Raw genomic sequence first — 18,629 nt, forward strand, 5'->3', positions numbered from 1 at the left:
CTTAAGTCATGACACGCGCAGCGCTCTACCTTCGTCAGTCGATGGACCGCGAGGGCCGCTCCGAAGGCATCGACCGACAGCGGGGGCGATGCCGCGATCTCGCCGAGCGCCGGGGGTGGGAGATCGTCGGCGAGTACGTCGACAACGACGTGTCGGCCTCGAAGCCGCGCGGCAGCGGCACGGCGTGGCATCGGCTCGTCGAGGACGCGAAGGCGTCGCGCTACGACGTCGTGGTCGCCGTTGACCAGGACCGCATCCTGCGCGGCATCCGTGACCTCGTCACCCTCATCGACGTCGGCGCGAAGATCACCACCGTCGACGGCGAGATCGACCTCGCGACCGCTGACGGCGAGTTCAGGGCGACTCTCGCTGCGGGGCTCGCGCGCTTCGAGGTACAGCGCAAGAGCGAGCGGCAGAAGCGAGCCAACGCGCACCGCCGAGAGCGACTTCTTCCCGCCAGCGGTCGCCGGGCGTTCGGGTACACGAAGCTGCGCGCTGGGGCGTCGACGGAGTGGCCGGCGCGGGTCGCCGCAGACGGTCGCGAATGGCCGGACTACGGCCACGAGCCCTTCGAGCCCGAGGCGACCGCCGTGAGGCGCGGATACGCGATGCTGCTCGCTGGTGCGACGCTGCGCTCGATCGCCCGTGTCTGGAACGAAGACGGCCTCACGACGACCGTCGGGCACCCCTTCGAGGCGTACAGCGTGCGAAACGTGCTCGCCAACCCCCGGAACGCCGCGCTGATCGCCCCGCCGCGAACAGCCGTCAGCGGTCACAGCGCGCAGCAGAACCTGCGCCTTGCCGACCTCCCCGTCGGTTCGTGGGAGCCGCTGGTCACTCCCGAGACGTGGGCAGCTGCCCGCGACCTCCTCGCCGATCCGGTGCGACGCAGCAACCCCGGCGCGATGCCGAAGACCCTGCTATCCGGGATCGCGACGTGCGGGGTGTGCGGGGGAGCGATGAAGGCAGGCGTCATTCGCGATATCCGCTCCTACCGGTGCAGCGAGTCGCCGCACCTCAGCCGCAAGCGCGACGACGCCGACCACTTCATCACACACGTCGTCCTCGACCGGCTCGCACGCCCTGACGCCGCCGAGAAGATCCTCCGACGCGAAGACGCACCCGATGCCGCCACCCTTCGGGAGAAGCTGCTCGTGAAGCAACAGGGCGAAGCGAACGTGCTCGCGCTCGTGGCCGGCGGTCACACCACCCTCGCGAAGGCCGAGGCGATGCTTCGGGATCTCCGGGCCGAAATGGCAGCGCTCGAAGCGCAGATGACCGACCGCGGCCGCGTCGATGTTCTCGGCGACGTCGTGGCTCACGCCGAGCACGCAGGCGACGCCTACGACGCGCGGTGGGCCGCCGTGGCCGAAGCGTGGCAGGCCCTCGACATCGAGCGTCAGAGAGCGATCGTGCGGGCGCTCCTGGCGATCGAGATGCGGTCGCCAGGGAAGGGCTCACGCGCACCACGCGACGCGGCGGCGCGACTGGCGCACACCGAGGCGACGCTAGACCTCACCTGGCGCTGAGCTCTAGGCTCGGGCTCATGCTCGCGATCGGATCTCCTGTCACCCTTCCCGACGGCACACCTGGCCGGATTCTCGGCGTCGACCGGAAGGCCTACACGATTCACACTGACGGCGCGGACCCGAATATCCAGGTGTTCGCCGTGCTGCTGGAGAGCGGAGAGGTTCGTCACTTCACGCGCGACTCGCTCGCGGCGTTCGGCTCCGATGAAGAGATCCGGCGTTCGGGCTCGCTCAAGTAGTCGTGACTCTCAGCGATTGGGCTCGCATCCTCTACGCCGCGGGGCTCATCTTCGCGCTCGCCGGGCTGCTGCTCATTCCGTAGGGACTAGCCGCCGCGGATGCTGGGGCCGTCGAAGGTGGGCGGCGGGGGAGCGGCGTCGAAGGCGACCAGCGTGGCGCACGCCGGGCAGCGGAAGCCGTCGCGCTCGTCGCGCATGAGGACACCGCACGAAGGGCAACGCGGCTGCGCGCCGTCGAGGTCGTCGTCCATGCGGCCGAGCGTAGCGGGCTCTCGCGCTGGCGCGACGCCTAGCTCTAGGCTCGGGCTCGTCAGCTACTGGTGAGGGAGCCGCCGTGTTCACAGTTGGTCAGCGTGTCGTCAGCCGAAGCGGCGTCGTGGGTGTGATCGCGGCCCCGTTCACTAGCGCCGCGCTACAGGACGCCGTCAAGGTTGGTCCGATGCCCTCGGCGCCGCGCGTCGACACGTGTCTAGTCCTCACCGACGACGGAGAGGTGCGCCGATTCACGGAAGAGGCACTCAGGCCGGTCGATGACGAGGTCACACCTTGACCGAGCGCACCGGCTCGCATTGATACGCGGGACATAACTCCGCTGAGAAAATGCGGATAGCGCGCCCCGTTCGGGCGACTGGGTGGAGGTGGCGGAGGTTATCTGCGCGTGAAGGGCTCTCTTAGCTCTCTCGGCCCGGTATGGGCGTCCCCACGCACTGCTAAGTGTGGCGCGTGACGAGCAATAGACCCAGATTTGCGCCTCAACGCTAACCAGATTTGTGGGTAACCCCCCTACCCCCGAAAGAGGCGTCTTCGCGTGTACCGCCCTACCCGTACCCCCTCCAACAAATCTGGTGAAGCTCCCGGGCTCCTCCACCTCCGCAGATAGTGCGCGAGGGTCGATGAGCGGTGCGACACGCCGTCGCGGTTCCCTTCCATGAATGCGCGGTGCTATGTAGTACGGTGTCCGTGTCTACAGACGTTCGCGTCAACGGGACCGTGGCACCGAGGAGGTACGCGCGGAACTAGCCCGGTAGAACAGGCTCGAAGGCAGCAGCCCACCGCGGAAGCGGCGGAGGTCATCGCCGGTCGATCCGACACTCGGCCCAATCGGGAAAGGAGTGCTCAGGATCTGACCGATTGGGCCTCTCATCGTGGCTACCTCAGCCCCACTCGCTCCGCTTTCTCCCGACGAACGTGACATCATCTCGCGCGTCGTCGACGCCGCTCCGCCCATCTCTCCCGGCACCGCCGCTGAGATCTCCACCCTCCTCGGTCGTGCGGCATGAGCGCCGACCGCAAGCCGCCGGCAACCTTCCGCGGTCGCGCCCTCGGCGGGCTCCGTGCCGCCGCGAACATGTCGCCGGAAGAACGATCGGCGCGGGCTCGCACAGCCGCTGAGGCTCGGTGGAAGCGCGAGAGCGACCGCCGCGCCGCCGAAGGGCGCCCAGCCCTCAAGAAGCGCGCCCCTCAGCCATCCGCCGAAGAGCTTGAGCCATGGCTGGAAGAGCTCGATCGTCGCTATCCCAAGCGCCAGTGGCCGTCAGGAGAGGCACGTCGACGAGAGGCGATCCTCCTCATGCGTACCGCTGCGGCCGAGGCGGCGTCCGAAGCGATGAAGCGGCGAAACGCATGAGCCCGGCCGATCGCGCGCTCTCTGCTGCCGCCCTCGGCTGGCACGTCATCCCGTGCGGCACGGACAAGCGCCCGCTCACCCGCCACGGCCTCAAGGACGCGAGCACGTCAAAGAAGGTCATCCGCGCCTGGTGGGATGCTCACCCCGACGCCCTTCCTGCCGTCGTGGCCGGCCCCTCCGGGCTCGCGATCGTCGACCTCGACGTGCACGACGGCAAAGACGGCCGTGCGGCGCTCTCACGGCTCGGGCACTCGCTGCCGGCCACGTGGATGCAAGACACGCCCTCGGGCGGCTCTCATGCGTTCTACGCCGCGCCCGATGGGATTGAGATGCCCAACGGTGCCGCCGACCTCTTCGAGGCGGGGAGCGGCATCGACCGCCGCTCGGGCGAGTCCTATGCCGTGCTGTACGCCGATCCGCCCGCCACGCTCGACGACGTCGCCGCAGCGCCCGACTGGCTCCTCACCGCGAGCCGCAGCGCAGGCAAGAGCGACCGAGCGCCGAGCGCTGACGAGACGACCTTCCGTGCCCGGCTGCACGACGGGAAGCCGTCGAAGGCGGTGAGGAAGGCGCTCGCGAACGTCTGGCCGCGGGACATGAGTCACTCCGACATGCTCGACGCCGTCGCGGCGCTGGTCATGCTTGGCATCAACGGGCACCGCGGCGTCGGTGATGCCCTGGACAGCGCTCGCGCGACCTACTCCGATGGATGGCCTGGCGCCGACCGCCAATGGGATCTCGCCGTCGCTGGGAGCATCCGTCGCCTTGGGCTCCCGCCGGTGACGTTCGCCCTGTCGAAGGCCGAGAAGAAGGCGCTCCGCGAGCGCGAACGGGCGCGCACGGCTGAGCCCGAGCGCCCCGCACCGGTGTCGCTCGCCGAGTGCCACGACGCCTTCCGCGGGTGGCTCGGCATCGACTACGACCTCGGGGCACTCGACGCCGTTCTCGCGGCGGCCGTCATCGAGCGCATGGACGGTGACCCGGCCTGGTTGCTTCTCGTCTCGGGCTCGGGAAACGCGAAGACAGAGACGGTCCAGTCGCTCGCTGGCGCTGGCGCTCATGTCGTCTCGGCGATCGCGTCAGAGGGCGCGCTTCTGTCTGCGACGTCAAAGGGGGAGCGGTCAGCGGAAGCGACCGGGGGACTGCTGCACCAGATCGGGTCGAGCGGCATCCTCGTGCCGAAGGACGTGACGTCAATGCTCTCGATGGATCGCACCGCCCGCGGTCAGGTCTTCGCAGCGCTCCGGGAGGTGTACGACGGCCACTGGGTGCGCAACGTCGGCACCGACGGCGGTCGCGCCCTCGAATGGAAGGGCCGAATCGTCGTCATCGGTGCTGTCACGACGGCATGGGACCGCGCGCACGCGGACACGATCGCCGCCTTCGGCGACCGCTTCGTCGTGGTCCGCATGGATTCGTCCGTCGGGCGTATTGCCGCCGGGCGGAAGGCGATCGGCAACACGGGGAGCGAAGAGGCGATGCGCGCTGAGCTTGCGGCGACCGTGGCTGGCGTCCTCGAAGGCGCCGACCTCATGGCGGCCGGCCCCGACGACGACGAGTCGGCGCGCCTGCTCGCGGCGGCGGATCTCGTCACCCTCGCTCGCACAGCTGTTGACGTGGACTATCGCGGGAACGTGATCGACTCCCACGCACCGGAGATGCCGACCCGCTTCGCGAAGCAACTCGCGCAAGTCTTCCGCGGTGCGGTGGCGATCGGCCTAGCGCGGCCCGACGCGCTCGCCCTCGCGATCCGCGTAGCGCGCGACTCGATGCCACCTCTACGCCTCGAAATCCTCGAAGACGTCGCAGCGAACGACTGGACAGCGCTCCGTGACGTCGTCAAGCGCGTCGACAAACCGCGCTCCACCGTTGATCGCCAGCTACAGGCACTGCACCTTCTCGGCCTTCTGACGGTCGACGAGGACGTCGCGACGGTCGGCCTCAATCTTCGGGAAACGACGACGTGGCGCTACACGCTCGCGCCCGGCGTCGATGTCTCGTCGATCTCCCTCAATCCCCACCCCATGAAGAAGGGCAAGAAGAAATGACCACTACGTACAACCTCCACTCCCGCGAGGGCGCTTCGCTCCTGCTCACGCTCCCGGACCCGGCCCGGATCCCGGTGCCCGCGGTGCGTGATGCCGTCGAGAAGTTCGCGAAGCGGGCGGCTCAGCACCGTGATGCGCGCGCCGCCCTGGCCGCCGCTGACGAGGCCGTGAGTCGTGCGCGCGGTGAGATCGACGCCGAAGCCGCGGACGCGGCCGAGGACGGCGGCACAGTGCCTGCGAAGAAGCTCGTCAAGAAGCTGCGGGCCGCGCAAGACGCACTTGACGAGGCACGCATCGAGTTCGACGCCCGCGACACCGCCCTGCGCAAGGCGCACGCGCGCGTCGTCGAGGCGATCCGTTTTCACGCCGCCGCATGGCGCGCGTCCGCGCTGGATCAGGCCGACGCGGACGTGCTGCGGGTCACCACCGCACGGGAGATGCTCCGCAAGGCCGGCGCCGAGCTCGATGAGCATCTGTCGGTGCTGGGGCTGCTCGACCGCCTGACGACGGGGCTCCGCCTGCGGGGGCTCGCCGAGCCGCGCATCGACGCCGCGCCGGCGCTCGTGGCCGTCGACAACTCCCACGTGTACGTCACGAGTGCGCTCGACAGCATCGGCAGCGCGATCGGCGAGGCGATGGACACCCTCGACGTGCAGCGTGGAGCCGCGAAGTCGAAGCCCGACATTGTCGTGCCCGTTCCCGGCGAAGACACTGTCGACGAGCCGGTGACGAGCCCGGGCCTCGGTGACTTCTCGATCGGCGACGATGATGGCGAGTAAGAAGAAGGAAGCGGCTGCGGTGGCGGTCGCCGCCGAAGTCGAGGCTGACCGAGCCGTCGAACGGGCCTTGCGCGCTGTCGTGATGCGCCGCGAAGGGCAGGACTGGGGCACCATCGCCGATCACCTCGGCGTGTCCCAGATCGAAGCGCAGGAACTCGCGAGAGTCGCCTATGCCCGTCTCGGCGAGGCTGAGGCCGACCACCTTCGGACCGAGGTCGAAGACCGCATCGACGCCGTCGTGCGGAAGGCGAACGTCGATCTCGCGCTCGCGCAGTCACAGGGTGAGCGCACGGCGATCTACCGCGTGTTGCTGGCGGCCGAGGCGCAGCGTTCACGGCTCCTCGGCCTCAATCTCCGTGGGGGTGATGAAGATGCCGCGTAAGCGCACACCGCGGGCACTCCGCGAGACGCCGGAAGCCCGCGCTCTCCGCGCCGCCGTCCACGACGAGCTTCAGGCGCCGCTCGCCCCGCTCAGCGAGAAGGCCGAGGCAAAGCGGGCGCGCAAGGCGAAGAAGTGGGTCGCTCGGGTGATCGAGCGCGGCGGCGACCTGTCGGCGGCGATGAAGGAACTCGACCGCGAGGGACTTCTCGCCGCGCCCATTGCCGGCGACCTCTACGCCGGGCATCGCCCCGCGGTCAAGGCAGAGACGGCCACGGCCGCCGCCGAGAGGGTCGCCGCTGCCCCCAGGACAGCGCCCGACGGTGAGAGGGACGACACAAAGCGCAAGGCGCGCAGACGACGTCCTCCGGGCCTGATCGGCTACCTGCCGATCACCGACGACGACGACTGGGAGTGACCGTGACCGAACTAGCGCAACTCGAAGCCGAGGTCGCCTATGCCGAGCGGGAACGCGACCGCGCCTTTGAGGCGTGGCAACGCTCGCGGTGGCCGGAAAAAGACGCCTACTTCGCCGCCGACATGGCGCTTCTACATGCCCGACTCAATCTCGACGACTACCAGAAGGAGAACGGATCATGACCGACCGCACCGCATCACAGAAGGCAGCCGCCCGGCTCGGGATTGGCGCTGACCACGACGACATCATGAGCGACGCCGAGAGGCTTCTCGCGCGCGGGTCGTGGAGCGAGCGCGACCGCCTCGCTGCCCGGTCGCTCCTCGCCCGAGCCCGCGATCTCGGTGAGCGCGAGGAAGGGTCGTCAGACGCTGACGACGACCGACGACCGGCGACGGCATCCGAGATCGCCGGGGCGCACATGCTCGGCGGCAAGGCCGCGGCACGCGAACTCCGCGAGCGCGGCGTCGAGAAGTAGACGCACCCCTAGACCCTCGGCGGGGTGATGAGCCGCCGAGAAGCACCGCTCGTCGCAGGCGGTGGAGCCCCCGCGGATCGCCCCCGCGGGGGCTCACCTTTGTCAGTCGTCCACGGGATTGGCGGGGGCGGCGACGCCGAGGGTCCATCCGCCGATCTCGCTGATTCTGGCGCGGAAGAAGCCCGCATTGACGATGCTCGATCCGCCTGCGGGAAGAATTTGCGTGTCCTTCATGTAGACATGGCGGCGGGCGTACTGAGGGAGCTCAGCCGCTTCACGTCGAGCGCGCATCTTCTTTCCCGCGTCGATTTCGCTGGACCAGAGCTTCTTCAAGGCGTTCGCAACGCTGCCTTCTTTGTCCCCACCGATCGCGGTCATACCGTCGACCCATGCGCGGCGTGTAATGGCTCTGCCGCTGACGAGCACGCCTTGAAGAACGATCGTGAGGCTAATCTCAGCGTCTTCTGCCTCGTCGCCTGCTCCTAGCGTGTGGTCGAGTACGTCTTCCAGCCCGTAGTCAGGCGAGAGGAGATCGCTCCAATCGGGCTCGTCGGGATCGTCTTCGATCCGGTACTTCGGCTTCGTGTCTTCATTCGGAGCGTCGGTCATGTTGTCCCCCTTCGGATTTGAAGTCCCAATGTAGGGGATCGCTCCGACGCTCCGACGGACGCTGCGGCACGTGAAAACGACATACGTCCTGACGCTACCTATTGCGTCGCGTGGAGTCTGGCGGATCTCGCGGGCAGGCCGCGCCTCGGCCTCGACGACATCGGACGTGCCCTCTACCTGAAGAAGGGAATTGCTTCATGACGGACTACGACCTCACCCCGACGGCGATCCGAGACGCGCTCGGACCCTTCGGCGAGGGTCTCGATGACGAGGCGGCGGTGGAGATGTACGCCCGCGTCGCGTGGTCGCACGTCGCCGAACCGGGCGATGCCGACGCCGGTGCATTGATCGGTGCGCTCGGCCCGGCTGTCGCGCTCGACACCGTCGCCAGTTCGGTGCCGACGCCTGTCGGGGAGCTCGACGGGCTGGCCGCGCGCCACGCGTGGGCTCGGTGGCGGCCTCGCCTCGACGGCGACGCGGTCTTCCGTTCCTTGCGGGCGGCGCACCGCATCGGGGCGATGCTGATCACGCCGGCTGCGTCCGACTGGCCGGAGAGTCTGAACGACCTCGGTGCACACGCGCCCGTGGCGGTCTGGGTGCGGGGAACCGTCGACGCGTGGCGCTCGACGGCGGTGGCGATCGTCGGAGCCCGCGCGGCGACCTCCTACGGCGAGCACGTCGCCGCCGACCTCGCCGCGGGCATCGGCGCGTATGGCGGCGCCGTGGTCTCGGGCGCGGCCTACGGCGTCGACGGAGCCGCGCATCGGGCGGCGCTCGCCGTGGGTTCGCCGACGGTCGCCTTTTTGGCCGGTGGCGTCGATCGCGCCTACCCGAGAGGCAACAGCGCGCTGATCGAGCGCATTGCCGAGGTCGGGGCGCTCGTGAGTGAACTGCCACCGGGCGCAGCTCCCACGAAGTGGCGCTTCCTCCAGCGCAATCGGCTGATTGCGGCGCTCGGAGCAGCGACCGTCGTGGTCGAGGCGGGCTGGCGCAGCGGTTCGCTCAACACCGCCGGCCACGCCGTGAGCCTCGGGCGACCACTCGGCGCCGTCCCCGGCCCGGTGACCAGTGCCGCCTCGGCGGGCTGCCATCGACTGCTGCGGGAGTACGACGCGGTCGCCGTGACCGGAGCGGACGACGCCTGGGAGCTGGTGGGTCGGCTCGACGCGCGGGAGGTGGAACGCGCGGACGGTGCGATGGGTGGTCCGAGGACGGATGCGGCGACGCGCGTCGTCGACGCCCTGAGCACGCGCGCCGGTCGCTCCACCGACGAGGCGGCGCGCGGTGCCGGCCTCTCCGTCGCGGAGACGGGGTCACTTCTCGGGCTGCTCGAACTCGAAGGGCGTGTCCGCCGCGACGATCGCGGATGGCGTCGCGCCTGATCGGTGCGCCGCGCACCTCGGCGACGAAAAGGAGGGGAAGCTGGGAGCATGAGGTTCGGCGAGGCGGCGGAGAGCTACCTGGATCATCTGGCTCACGTGCGTCGGCTCTCACCACGGACCGTACGTGCATATCGCGGCGACCTCGCCGATGTCGTGGCGGCCACCGGGGATCCGGTGTTGACGGACGTCGACGTCCACGCTCTCCGCGAGTGGCTGTGGGAGTCGGTGCAGCGCGGTCACAGTGCGTCGACTCTTGCTCGCCGAGCCGCGGCGGTTCGCGGATTCTTCGCCTGGGCACTGGAGACGGGTCTGGTCGAGGTCGATCCGAGCGCTCGCCTTGTCACCCCCAAACGGGGGCGCACCCTTCCCCGGGTGGCTACCGCGGACGGCGTCTCCGACCTCCTCGACGACCTGCGCGATGCCGCACGCGACGGTGATCCCGTGCTGCTGCGGGACAGTGCGCTGCTCGAAGTGCTCTACGGCACCGCCATCCGCGTGTCCGAGCTCTGCGCTCTCGACCGCGACGCGATCGATGACGAACGCCGCACCCTCCGCGTGGTCGGGAAAGGCGACAAGGAGCGGATGGTGCCCTTCGGTGCCCCGGCCTCCGCTGCGCTCGAGGCCTATCTCGTGCGGGGTCGCCCGGTGCTGCACGCCCGCTGCGACGGCGCCCCCGTCGCCGCGGTATTCCTCGGCACCCGAGGTGCGCGCATCGGCCCGCGCGCGGTCTACGACGTTGTCGCGCGACGACTCGGGCCGGTCATCGGTGCGAGCGTCGGCCCCCATGCGCTCCGGCACTCCGCCGCCACTCACCTGCTCGACGGCGGAGCCGACCTTCGCACGGTCCAGGAGCTTCTCGGACACGCGAGCCTGGCGACCACGCAGATCTACACCCATGTCTCGAGTGAGCGCCTCGCTGCGACCTACCGCCTCGCCCACCCTCGTGCTTAGGGCCCACCCCGCGCATAGGCTGGATGCATGCCGATGGACCTTCCCATGCCCGGTGCCCGATTCCGGGGCGCCGCGGCCGCCGTCACGATCCTTGCGATCGCGTCGCTCACGGGGTGCGTGACCGAGACCGTCGTGCGCCTCCCCGAGGAGCCCACCGGATCGGCGGGGACCTCCGCGTCCTCTGCGTCGCCCTTCGTGAGTCCCGCCGAGAGGAACCCGGAGAACCTCGCCGACCAGACCGTCGAATGCTCCGAGGCGCCTCTCGAGATCGCCGAGAGGGCGGATCCGCGCGTCGACGTCGTCGGAAGCTGTCCCACGGTGACGGTCAGCGGCAACGACCTCATCATCGACGTGAGCAGTGCCGACGTCGGCGACCTGATCATTCGCGCCGACCGCGTCTCGGTGGTGGCGGCAGCGCTGCCTTCGCTGTCGATCGCGGGCTACGACGTCGTGGTCGAGGCCGACGAGATCACAGCCGCCACGGTGTCGGGGGACCGCAACACCGTCCGATCGGAGACGGGAATCGACTCGGTCGCCGTGACCGGCCACGACAACACCGTGGCAGCCGCGAGCGGCATCGGGGAGATCGACGACGCGGGAGAGCGCAACACCATCGGCTGAGCGGCGGCGATCGGTTCGCAGCAGGGGAGGAGCACGGCGCGAGGCACTCCGCCCAACAGCAGCAGGGGATTGATGTACTCGCCATCGAGCCGCACGCCGAAGTGGAGCGCGCCCGGCGGGGTATGGCCACCCGTCGACAGCGTTCCCACCGGCTCTCCCGCGACGACGGCTTCGCCCACGGTGGCCTCGGGCGAGACCGGCTCGAGGGTCGTGACGAGTCCGCCGCCGTGGTCGATCGTGACGACGCCGCGTCCGGCGACCGGCCCGGCGAACGCGATCACCCCTGCTGCCGGGGACGAGATCACGCGGGCGGGGTCGGACGGGGCGATATCGACACCGCGATGGCCGGGGCCGTACTCGTGCGCCGGCGCGACGAAGGCTTCGACGATGCGGAACGGGTGCACCGGCCACCTCCAGCCGGCCAGAGTCTCCGGCTCGTCGTCCACAGCACGTGCCGGGCCGCCGAAGGCAACGACGACGACCAGGCTCAACAGCGCCGCCGCCGCGAGCGCACGGATGCCTCGACGGGCGGATGTCGAGGCCGGCAGGACGAGCATGGCCCTATCGTCGCGTCCCGTGACGGGTGCGCGTACGCCGACGGATGAACCTGTGGAGGGCTCCGACGGTCCGCCGCGTGGGGAGGGTCTCCGGCTGGTATGATCGAGGGGCATCCCGTTCTCGGGGTGACTACGCGTGCCCTCAGCGCGCCGGTTCCGGCGCGTGGCATCCACTCCCTCCGGTCCTCTTCCCGATCCACACATCGGCAGGGGCGGGGGTGCGCCGGGCACCAGGACGCGTCGGCCGACCGGCCGACCGATAACCGAAATCGGCGCGCACGCGCCAGAACAGGAGAACGGCCATGGCCGTCGTCACCATTCGCCAGCTGCTCGACAGCGGCGTTCACTTCGGACACCAGACCCGCCGGTGGAACCCGAAGGTCAAGCGCTTCATCCTCACCGAGCGCAGCGGCATCCACATCATCGACCTGCAGCAGTCGCTGTCGTACATCGACAAGGCGTACGAGTTCGTCAAGGAGACCGTCGCCCACGGCGGAACGGTCCTCTTCGTCGGCACCAAGAAGCAGGCGCAGGAGATCATCGCCGAGCAGGCGACCCGCGTCGGCCAGCCTTACGTCAACCAGCGCTGGCTCGGTGGTCTGCTGACGAACTTCACCACCGTCAGCAAGCGCCTCGCCCGCATGAAGGAGCTCGAGGAGCTCGACTACGACGACCCGGCTGCGAGCGGCTTCACGAAGAAGGAGCTGCTGCTGAAGAAGCGCGAGCTCGACAAGCTGCACAAGTCGCTCGGTGGTATCCGCAACCTCCAGAAGACGCCGTCGGCCATCTGGGTCGTCGACGCCAAGCGTGAGCACCTCGCCGTCGACGAGGCCACCAAGCTGGGCATCCCGATCATCGGCATCCTGGACACCAATGCCGATCCGGACGAGTTCCAGTACCCGATCCCCGGCAACGACGACGCGATCCGCTCGGTGAGCCTGCTGACGCGCATCATCGCCGACGCCGCCGCCGAGGGCCTGATCCAGCGCCACCAGCCCGCGGACGAGGTCGAGGAGGCCGCTGAGCCCCTCGCCGAGTGGGAGCGTGAACTGCTCGAGTCGGGTGCTCCCGCGCAGTCGTCGGCAGACACCGAGAAGGTGGCCGATGAGGCCGAGGCCACGGTCGAGGCGAGCGAGATCGTCGCCGAGGAGCAGGCCGCCGAGGGCGAGAAGGCCACCGAGTCGGAGGCGGATGCCGCCGGCGCAGCCGCCGCGGACGCGAAGTAACCGTCGCGCAACCGACACCGAGTATGTTCGGCGGGGCCGTCTCCGGACGGCCCCGCCGAAGCGAAGCACGAATCATCTGAACAAGGAGCCGCCACCCATGGCAAACTTCACGATCGCCGACATCAAGGCGCTGCGCGAGCAGCTCGGCACGGGCATGGTCGACACCAAGAAGGCGCTCGAGGAGGCTGACGGCGACGTCGACAAGGCCACCGAGATCCTGCGTCTGAAGGGTGCGAAGGGCAACGCCAAGCGCGCCGACCGCTCCACGAGCGAAGGACTCGTCGCCGCTCACGAGCAGGACGGCGCGGTCACCCTGATCGAACTCGCCTGCGAGACCGACTTCGTCGCCAAGAACGAACGCTTCGGCGCGCTGGCCGAGAAGGTCCTCGCCGCCGCCGCCGCCTCCTCCCGCGCCGACTCCGCGGAGGCTGCACTCGCGGCCGACGCGTCGGGCCAGACGGTCGAGCAGCTGATCTCGGACGAGGCCGCCATCATCGGCGAGAAGGTCGAACTGCGCCGCGTTCGCACCCTGACCGGCGACGCGTTCGAGGTCTACCTGCACAAGACCAGCAAGGACCTTCCGCCGCAGGTCGGTGTCGTCCTCGCCTACACCGGCGATGACGCCGAGACCGCGCGCAGCCTTGCGCAGCACATCTCGTTCGCCAACCCGTCTTATCTCAGTCGGGACGAGGTTCCCGAGGCCGACGTCGAGAAGGAGCGCGAGATCGTCACCGAGATCTCCCGCAACGAGGGGAAGCCCGAGGCGGCCCTTCCGAAGATCGTCGAAGGTCGTGTGAACGCGTTCTTCAAGCAGGTCGCGCTGCTCGACCAGGACTACGCCAAGGACAACAAGCAGTCGGTGGCCAAGGTCGCCGCCGACGCCGGTCTCACCCTCACCGGCTTCGCCCGGTTCAAGGTCGGAGCCTGACGTTGAAGAAGGCCCGCACCGCTTCGGTGGTGCGGGCCTTTTCTCATGCCCTTCGATAAGTTGTAAGCGACGAGAGGAATCACGTGATCGATGAAGCGACCGGACGCCGGCGCGTTCTGCTGAAGCTGTCGGGCGAGGCTTTCGGCGGCGGGGCGCTCGGGGTCAACCCCGACGTCGTGTCGCAGATCGCCCGTGAGATCGCCGAGGCGGTGGACCGGGTGGAGATCGCCGTCGTCGTCGGCGGGGGGAACTTCTTCCGCGGAGCCGAGTTGAGTCAGCGCGGCATGGATCGCGGCCGCGCCGACTACATGGGGATGCTCGGCACGGTGATGAACGCTCTGGCGCTCCAGGATTTCCTCGAGCAGGCCGGAGCCGCCACGCGCGTGCAGTCGGCGATCTCGATGACGCAGGTCGCCGAGCCCTACATCCCGCGGCGCGCCGAGCGGCACATGGAGAAGGGCCGGGTTGTCATCTTCGGTGCCGGCGCCGGCCTGCCGTACTTCTCCACCGACACCGTCGCCGCTCAGCGTGCGCTCGAGATCGGCGCATCCGAGGTGCTCGTGGCCAAGAACGGTGTGGACGGGGTGTACACGGCAGACCCGCGCACCGACGCGTCCGCGACCCGCATCGACCGCATCACCTACTTGGACGCGCTGCAGCGCGGTCTGAAGGTCGTCGACTCGACGGCGTTCAGCCTCTGCATGGACAACCGCATGGACATGCGGGTGTTCGGAATGGAGCCGGCGGGAAACGTGACGCGGGCGCTGCTGGGCGAATCGATCGGCACGCTGGTCACGGCGTGATCGCCGCCGGCTGACTAGACTGAGTTTTCGGTTCGAACGATGGGAGTCACTCGTGATCGCTGACGTATTGGCGGATGCCGGAGCGCGCATGGACCGCGCCGTCGAGGCGGCGAAGGAAGACTTCGCGACGGTGCGCACGGGGCGCGCCAACCCGCAGCTGTTCCAGAAGATCCTCGTCGACTACTACGGCAGCCCGACACCGCTCGCGCAGCTCGCGTCGCTCGCCAACCCCGAGGCTCGCTCGCTCGTGGTCACCCCCTACGACAAGTCCGCCCTCAAGGCGATCGAGCAGGCGATCCGCGACACCCCGAACCTCGGTGCGAATCCCACCAACGACGGAAACATCGTGCGCGTGACCATGCCCGAGCTGACGGAGGAGCGTCGCAAGGAGTACGTCAAGATCGTCCGCGGCAAGGGGGAGGACGCCAAGGTGCACGTGCGCGGCATCCGTCGCAAGACCAAGGACGACCTCGACGCCCTCAAGAGCGATGTCGGCGAAGACGAGCTCGTCCGTGCCGAGAAGGAACTCGACGCCCTCACGCGCGCGCACGTCGACGAGATCGACGACGCTCTGAAGCGCAAAGAGGCGGAGCTGCTAGAGGTCTGAGTCGCCGGATGACCGACGCGCCCGACGCTCCGTCCGGAGACGACGACGTCCCACCACTGACCCGGCGGGACGCTGGAGCGCGCCAGGAGCCCGGATCCGACGCGCAGGACCCCTCGCAGGCTTTCCAGGAGCACATGCGGGCGATGCGCACCGGTGTCGAGTCGCAGATGGCTCACGCGCGGGCGGAATTCGACCAGGCGAACGAGCGGATCAAGGAGCGAACCGGTCGTGACCTCATCGTCGCCATTGTGATCGGCATCGCGATCGGCGGTGTGCTGCTGCTCTCGCTCGTGCTGCTGAAGTGGATCTTCATCCTCTTCGCGCTCGTCGCGACCGTCTTCGGGATCCTCGAGATCAGCCGCGCGCTCACGGTCGCCGGTCGCCGTATCGACGTCGCACCGCAGGTGGGCGTCGGCGTCGTCCTCGTGCTGTCAGGCCTGTTCGCCGACCTGTGGTTCCACTGGGTCGTCACGTTCGTCGCCGTCGTCGTGATCGCCGTCTGGCGACTGATCGCCCAGATGGTGGCCGTGGACCAGCGCTCACCGTCGGACGTGCTCGCCGATGTGCTGACGGGCGGCTTCGTCCAGCTGTACGTGCCCTTCTTCGCCAGTCTCTCGCTCGTGCTGCTGCGTCAGGACGGCGGCGAGTGGTGGATCATCACGTTCATCCTGATCGCCGTCGTGGCCGACACCGGCGCCTACATCAGCGGACTCACCTTCGGGCGTCATCCGATGGCGCCCCGGATCAGCCCGAAGAAGACGTGGGAGGGCTTCGCCGGAGCTGCCGTCGCGGCCCTCGTCGCGGGTGTGCTCGCGTCGATGTTCCTGCTCGGGCTGCCGTGGTGGACCGGCCTCGTCTTCGGAGCCGCGATCCTGGCGACGGCCACGGCCGGTGACCTCGGTGAATCCATGATCAAGCGCGATATGGGCATCAAAGACATGAGTTCGTGGCTGCCCGGTCACGGCGGTGTGCTCGATCGCCTGGACTCGATCCTCCCGTCGGTCACCGTGGCCCTCGCACTGTCCTATCTGTTCACTCCTCTGGTGGTGACCCCATGAGCTCGGCCCCCGTGTCGTCCGATTCCCCCTCGCCCTCCGAGCGCACGTCGTTCCCGATCGCGCAGGGGCGCACGAAGGGGTATGACCGCGCGGCCGTCGACGACTTCCTCGCTCGTGCACGCGGTGTCTTCGAAGGCGAGACCGGAGACGCGCTGACCTCCGAGAGCGTGCGACGCGCGGCCTTCCCCCTGACGCGCCATGGCTATGTCATCGCGGCGGTCGATGCGGCGCTCGCGCGCATCGAAGACGCCTTCGCCGCCCGTGAGCGCGAGACGGCACTCGCGGACGGTGGTGTCGGCGGATGGGTCGGCGCGACGCGCGGAACCGCGCAAGAGGTGCTCGATCGCCTGACACGACGCAAGGGACGACGATTCGACCGTGTCGGCGCGCTGCGGTACGGGTATCGCATCGATGAGGTCGATCTGGTGGGGGACAAGCTCGCCCGCTACCTGGCGGACGGCGAACCCGTCTCGGTCGAGCAGGTGCGATCGGTGGCGTTCCGCATGCAGCGCGGCGGGTACCGCGAGGCGCAGGTGGATGCCGTTCTCGACGCGGTCGTCGAGGTGATGCTCGCTGTGCGGTGACGCGCGTTGCGGGGCGGATGACACCGGGAGTCCTCGCGGCTAGAATCGGGTCACTGTGACTGCCGGAAGCGACCTGACCCCCGCGCGCCGCTCGCGTCGCGACGTGGCGAACGTCGCCGCGCCGGCAGGCCGCCCGTCGGCACCGGCGCAACGCTGGTCCCGGCGTCGCGGGGTCCTCGCCGTGTTCGCCACGCTGGCCGCGTTCGGCTTCGTCATCGCGTACGCCGGCCCGACGGGCGTCGCTCTCAGTCAGGCGGCCGCCGAGGAGACGCAGCCCATCACGCTGTACTCGAGCACGTTGGGAGACGTGCAGACCCTCGTCACCGCCGACGCCGGCGAGGGCGACGAGATCCCGACCTTCGAGCGCGGGAACTACGAGGTCTATGTCACGCCGACGCCGACCCCGACTCCGGAACCCGTCGTCGCGAGTGAGTCGTCGTCATCGTCGACCGAGGGAGGATGGGCGCCGCCGTTCGTCACGCCCGATCCCGGGTCCGCACAGGCCATCGCGTACGAGATGGTGACCGCTCGGGGATGGGGCGACGGCGAGTTCTCCTGCCTCGTGGCGCTGTGGAACAAGGAGTCGGGCTGGCGCGTCAACGCCTACAACGCCTCCAGCGGGGCCTACGGCATCCCGCAGTCGTTGCCGGGAAGCAAGATGGCCAGTGCCGGGGCCGACTGGGAGACCAATCCGGCCACCCAGATCTCGTGGGGCCTGGGATACATCGGCGGACGCTACGGGACCCCGTGCGGGGCGTGGGGGCACTCGCAGTCCGTCGGCTGGTACTGACCCGTGCCGCGGTCCAACCGTCGGCGCCGCGACCAGGCGGCGGGCGACGCATCCTTCGATCGGCTCCTGGCGGGGTGGAAGCGCACGGAGGTGCGCCGCGGCGCCGAGTGGACGGTGCAGCCCCTCTCGGCCGCACAGGCGGTCAAGCCGTACACGTGCCCGGGATGCTCGCGCGTGATCGAGCCGGGTACGGCACACCTGGTGGCCTGGCGGGCCGACGGCGTGCTCGGCGACCGCGCCGACCTCGCGGCGCGCAGACACTGGCACAACGCCTGCTGGAGGATCAGCTGATGGAGATTCGCGGACCGCTCATGCTTCCCGCTCGCCGGGAAGAGATCGAGCTCGAGACGCTCGACGGGCTCACCCTCGTCGGCGAGCTCGCGCTGCCCGCCGATCGTGAGCCGCGCGCGACGTTGGTGACCCTCCACCCCTTGCCGACCGCAGGCGGATTCATGGACTCGCACGTCTTCCGCAAAGCGGCCGCGCGCCTTCCCGCGCTGGCCGATCTCGCCGTTCTGCGGTTCAACACCCGCGGCACGTCATCGCCGCGCGGCACCAGCGAGGGGGAGTTCGACGGTGGGCGCGCGGAGGCCTTCGACGTCGCCGCGGCCATGGACTTCGTCCGCGAGCGCGGGCTCCCGCATCCGTGGCTGATCGGGTGGTCCTTCGGTACGGAGCTGACCCTCAAGTACGGACGCGACCACGCCGCCGAGGGCTTCATTCTGCTCTCGCCCCCGCTGCATCGTGCGACACCGGAGGAGGTCGCCGCGTGGGCTCAGGAAGAGCGCCCGCTCATCATCCTCGTGCCCGAGCTCGACGGCTTTCTGCGCCCGGACGAAGCCGCGGAGCGGTTCGCCGCCGTGCCGCACGCGAACCTCATCGCGGTCGACGGCGCCAAGCACCTGTGGGTGGGGGAGTCGCAGACGCGACGGGTGCTCACCGAGATCGTCGCCGCGGTGAACCCCGACGCGCTGCCTCTCCCCACCGAATGGTCGGGAGAGATCCCCGGCACGGCGTGA

At 69.4% G+C, this 18,629-nt stretch carries 23 protein-coding genes and 1 pseudogene; 21 read left to right on the forward strand and 3 right to left on the reverse strand.

Going from position 1 to position 18,629, the window contains the following annotated elements; translation table 11 throughout:
* Positions 1 to 8: 8 nt before the first annotated feature.
* Positions 9 to 1,529: a recombinase family protein gene (locus ACGG9C_RS00255; RefSeq protein ID WP_390178060.1), complete on the forward strand. Its 1,521-nt coding sequence runs from the start codon at positions 9 to 11 to the stop codon at positions 1,527 to 1,529.
* Positions 1,530 to 1,546: 17 nt separating this feature from the next.
* Positions 1,547 to 1,768: a hypothetical protein gene (locus ACGG9C_RS00260; protein WP_390178061.1), complete on the forward strand. Its 222-nt coding sequence runs from the start codon at positions 1,547 to 1,549 to the stop codon at positions 1,766 to 1,768.
* A gap of 86 nt (positions 1,769 to 1,854) precedes the next feature.
* Here ACGG9C_RS00260 and ACGG9C_RS00265 read toward each other — a convergent pair whose 3' ends face one another.
* Positions 1,855 to 2,019, reverse strand: coding sequence for a hypothetical protein (locus tag ACGG9C_RS00265; protein WP_390178062.1), 165 nt, complete (start codon positions 2,017 to 2,019; stop codon positions 1,855 to 1,857).
* Positions 2,020 to 2,913: 894 nt separating this feature from the next.
* Here ACGG9C_RS00265 and ACGG9C_RS00270 point away from each other — a divergent pair.
* From ACGG9C_RS00270 to ACGG9C_RS00300, 7 genes are all read left to right on the forward strand, one after another.
* The gene (locus ACGG9C_RS00270; protein WP_390178063.1) at positions 2,914 to 3,048 is read left to right on the forward strand and encodes a hypothetical protein; all 135 of its coding nucleotides are present in this window, start codon (positions 2,914 to 2,916) and stop codon (positions 3,046 to 3,048) included.
* A 343-nt stretch (positions 3,049 to 3,391) separates the two neighbouring features.
* The gene (locus ACGG9C_RS00275) at positions 3,392 to 5,443 is read left to right on the forward strand and encodes a bifunctional DNA primase/polymerase (protein ID WP_390178064.1); all 2,052 of its coding nucleotides are present in this window, start codon (positions 3,392 to 3,394) and stop codon (positions 5,441 to 5,443) included.
* Positions 5,440 to 6,222, forward strand: a complete 783-nt coding sequence (locus ACGG9C_RS00280; protein ID WP_390178065.1) for a hypothetical protein — start codon at positions 5,440 to 5,442, stop codon at positions 6,220 to 6,222. Before ACGG9C_RS00275 ends, ACGG9C_RS00280 begins: the two co-directional genes overlap by 4 nt.
* Positions 6,212 to 6,604: a hypothetical protein gene (locus ACGG9C_RS00285; protein WP_390178066.1), complete on the forward strand. Its 393-nt coding sequence runs from the start codon at positions 6,212 to 6,214 to the stop codon at positions 6,602 to 6,604. The genes ACGG9C_RS00280 and ACGG9C_RS00285 overlap by 11 nt, the downstream gene beginning before the upstream one ends.
* Complete coding sequence (locus ACGG9C_RS00290) at positions 6,594 to 7,019, forward strand: hypothetical protein (RefSeq protein WP_390178067.1); 426 nt, start codon at positions 6,594 to 6,596, stop codon at positions 7,017 to 7,019. Before ACGG9C_RS00285 ends, ACGG9C_RS00290 begins: the two co-directional genes overlap by 11 nt.
* Positions 7,016 to 7,201 (forward strand): hypothetical protein, encoded by a 186-nt coding sequence (locus ACGG9C_RS00295; RefSeq protein WP_390178068.1) that lies wholly within the window; start codon positions 7,016 to 7,018, stop codon positions 7,199 to 7,201. The genes ACGG9C_RS00290 and ACGG9C_RS00295 overlap by 4 nt, the downstream gene beginning before the upstream one ends.
* Complete coding sequence (locus ACGG9C_RS00300; protein WP_390178069.1) at positions 7,198 to 7,494, forward strand: hypothetical protein; 297 nt, start codon at positions 7,198 to 7,200, stop codon at positions 7,492 to 7,494. The genes ACGG9C_RS00295 and ACGG9C_RS00300 overlap by 4 nt, the downstream gene beginning before the upstream one ends.
* Positions 7,495 to 7,596: 102 nt before the next feature.
* Here the strand turns inward: ACGG9C_RS00300 and ACGG9C_RS00305 are convergent, their stop codons facing one another.
* Positions 7,597 to 8,103, reverse strand: coding sequence for a hypothetical protein (locus ACGG9C_RS00305; RefSeq protein ID WP_390178070.1), 507 nt, complete (start codon positions 8,101 to 8,103; stop codon positions 7,597 to 7,599).
* Between the two features lie 197 nt (positions 8,104 to 8,300).
* Between ACGG9C_RS00305 and dprA the strand changes: the two genes are divergently transcribed.
* Genes dprA through ACGG9C_RS00320 form a run of 3 tightly spaced genes read left to right on the forward strand, consistent with a single transcriptional unit; the run spans position 8,301 to position 11,057 of the window.
* Complete coding sequence (gene dprA / locus ACGG9C_RS00310; RefSeq protein ID WP_194385127.1) at positions 8,301 to 9,485, forward strand: DNA-processing protein DprA; 1,185 nt, start codon at positions 8,301 to 8,303, stop codon at positions 9,483 to 9,485.
* A gap of 48 nt (positions 9,486 to 9,533) precedes the next feature.
* Positions 9,534 to 10,436: a tyrosine recombinase XerC gene (locus ACGG9C_RS00315; protein ID WP_194385128.1), complete on the forward strand. Its 903-nt coding sequence runs from the start codon at positions 9,534 to 9,536 to the stop codon at positions 10,434 to 10,436.
* 27 nt (positions 10,437 to 10,463) lie between these two features.
* Positions 10,464 to 11,057, forward strand: a complete 594-nt coding sequence (locus ACGG9C_RS00320; RefSeq protein ID WP_194385129.1) for a DUF3060 domain-containing protein — start codon at positions 10,464 to 10,466, stop codon at positions 11,055 to 11,057.
* A gap of 77 nt (positions 11,058 to 11,134) precedes the next feature.
* On the opposite strand, the pseudogene ACGG9C_RS00325 reads toward ACGG9C_RS00320, so the two are convergent.
* Positions 11,135 to 11,818, reverse strand: a pseudogene (locus ACGG9C_RS00325) (murein hydrolase activator EnvC family protein); the annotation flags it as partial.
* A gap of 98 nt (positions 11,819 to 11,916) precedes the next feature.
* Between ACGG9C_RS00325 and rpsB the strand changes: the two are divergent.
* The 9 genes from rpsB to ACGG9C_RS00370 all read left to right on the forward strand — a co-directional run bounded on the left by rpsB (position 11,917) and on the right by ACGG9C_RS00370 (position 18,629).
* Complete coding sequence (rpsB, locus tag ACGG9C_RS00330) at positions 11,917 to 12,840, forward strand: 30S ribosomal protein S2 (RefSeq protein ID WP_071043231.1); 924 nt, start codon at positions 11,917 to 11,919, stop codon at positions 12,838 to 12,840.
* 97 nt (positions 12,841 to 12,937) lie between these two features.
* On the forward strand, positions 12,938 to 13,768 hold the full coding sequence (tsf, locus tag ACGG9C_RS00335) for a translation elongation factor Ts (RefSeq protein ID WP_390178071.1): 831 nt from the start codon (positions 12,938 to 12,940) through the stop codon (positions 13,766 to 13,768).
* Between the two features lie 83 nt (positions 13,769 to 13,851).
* The gene (gene pyrH, locus ACGG9C_RS00340) at positions 13,852 to 14,571 is read left to right on the forward strand and encodes a UMP kinase (RefSeq protein ID WP_071043235.1); all 720 of its coding nucleotides are present in this window, start codon (positions 13,852 to 13,854) and stop codon (positions 14,569 to 14,571) included.
* A 52-nt stretch (positions 14,572 to 14,623) separates the two neighbouring features.
* Complete coding sequence (frr, locus tag ACGG9C_RS00345) at positions 14,624 to 15,178, forward strand: ribosome recycling factor (RefSeq protein ID WP_071043236.1); 555 nt, start codon at positions 14,624 to 14,626, stop codon at positions 15,176 to 15,178.
* Between the two features lie 8 nt (positions 15,179 to 15,186).
* Complete coding sequence (locus tag ACGG9C_RS00350; RefSeq protein WP_071043238.1) at positions 15,187 to 16,236, forward strand: phosphatidate cytidylyltransferase; 1,050 nt, start codon at positions 15,187 to 15,189, stop codon at positions 16,234 to 16,236.
* Positions 16,233 to 16,820, forward strand: coding sequence for a DivIVA domain-containing protein (locus ACGG9C_RS00355; protein ID WP_071043239.1), 588 nt, complete (start codon positions 16,233 to 16,235; stop codon positions 16,818 to 16,820). Before ACGG9C_RS00350 ends, ACGG9C_RS00355 begins: the two co-directional genes overlap by 4 nt.
* Before the next feature lie 55 nt (positions 16,821 to 16,875).
* Positions 16,876 to 17,610, forward strand: coding sequence for a lytic transglycosylase domain-containing protein (locus ACGG9C_RS00360; protein WP_071043240.1), 735 nt, complete (start codon positions 16,876 to 16,878; stop codon positions 17,608 to 17,610).
* Positions 17,611 to 17,613: 3 nt separating this feature from the next.
* Positions 17,614 to 17,901 carry a hypothetical protein gene (locus ACGG9C_RS00365; RefSeq protein WP_071043242.1) on the forward strand — a complete coding sequence of 96 codons (288 nt, stop codon included), beginning with the start codon at positions 17,614 to 17,616 and terminating at the stop codon, positions 17,899 to 17,901.
* Positions 17,901 to 18,629 (forward strand): alpha/beta hydrolase, encoded by a 729-nt coding sequence (locus ACGG9C_RS00370; RefSeq protein WP_390178072.1) that lies wholly within the window; start codon positions 17,901 to 17,903, stop codon positions 18,627 to 18,629. Before ACGG9C_RS00365 ends, ACGG9C_RS00370 begins: the two co-directional genes overlap by 1 nt.

The organism is Microbacterium sp. MTN4-26, from assembly GCF_042846595.1.
GTDB lineage: Bacteria > Actinomycetota > Actinomycetes > Actinomycetales > Microbacteriaceae > Microbacterium > Microbacterium luteum.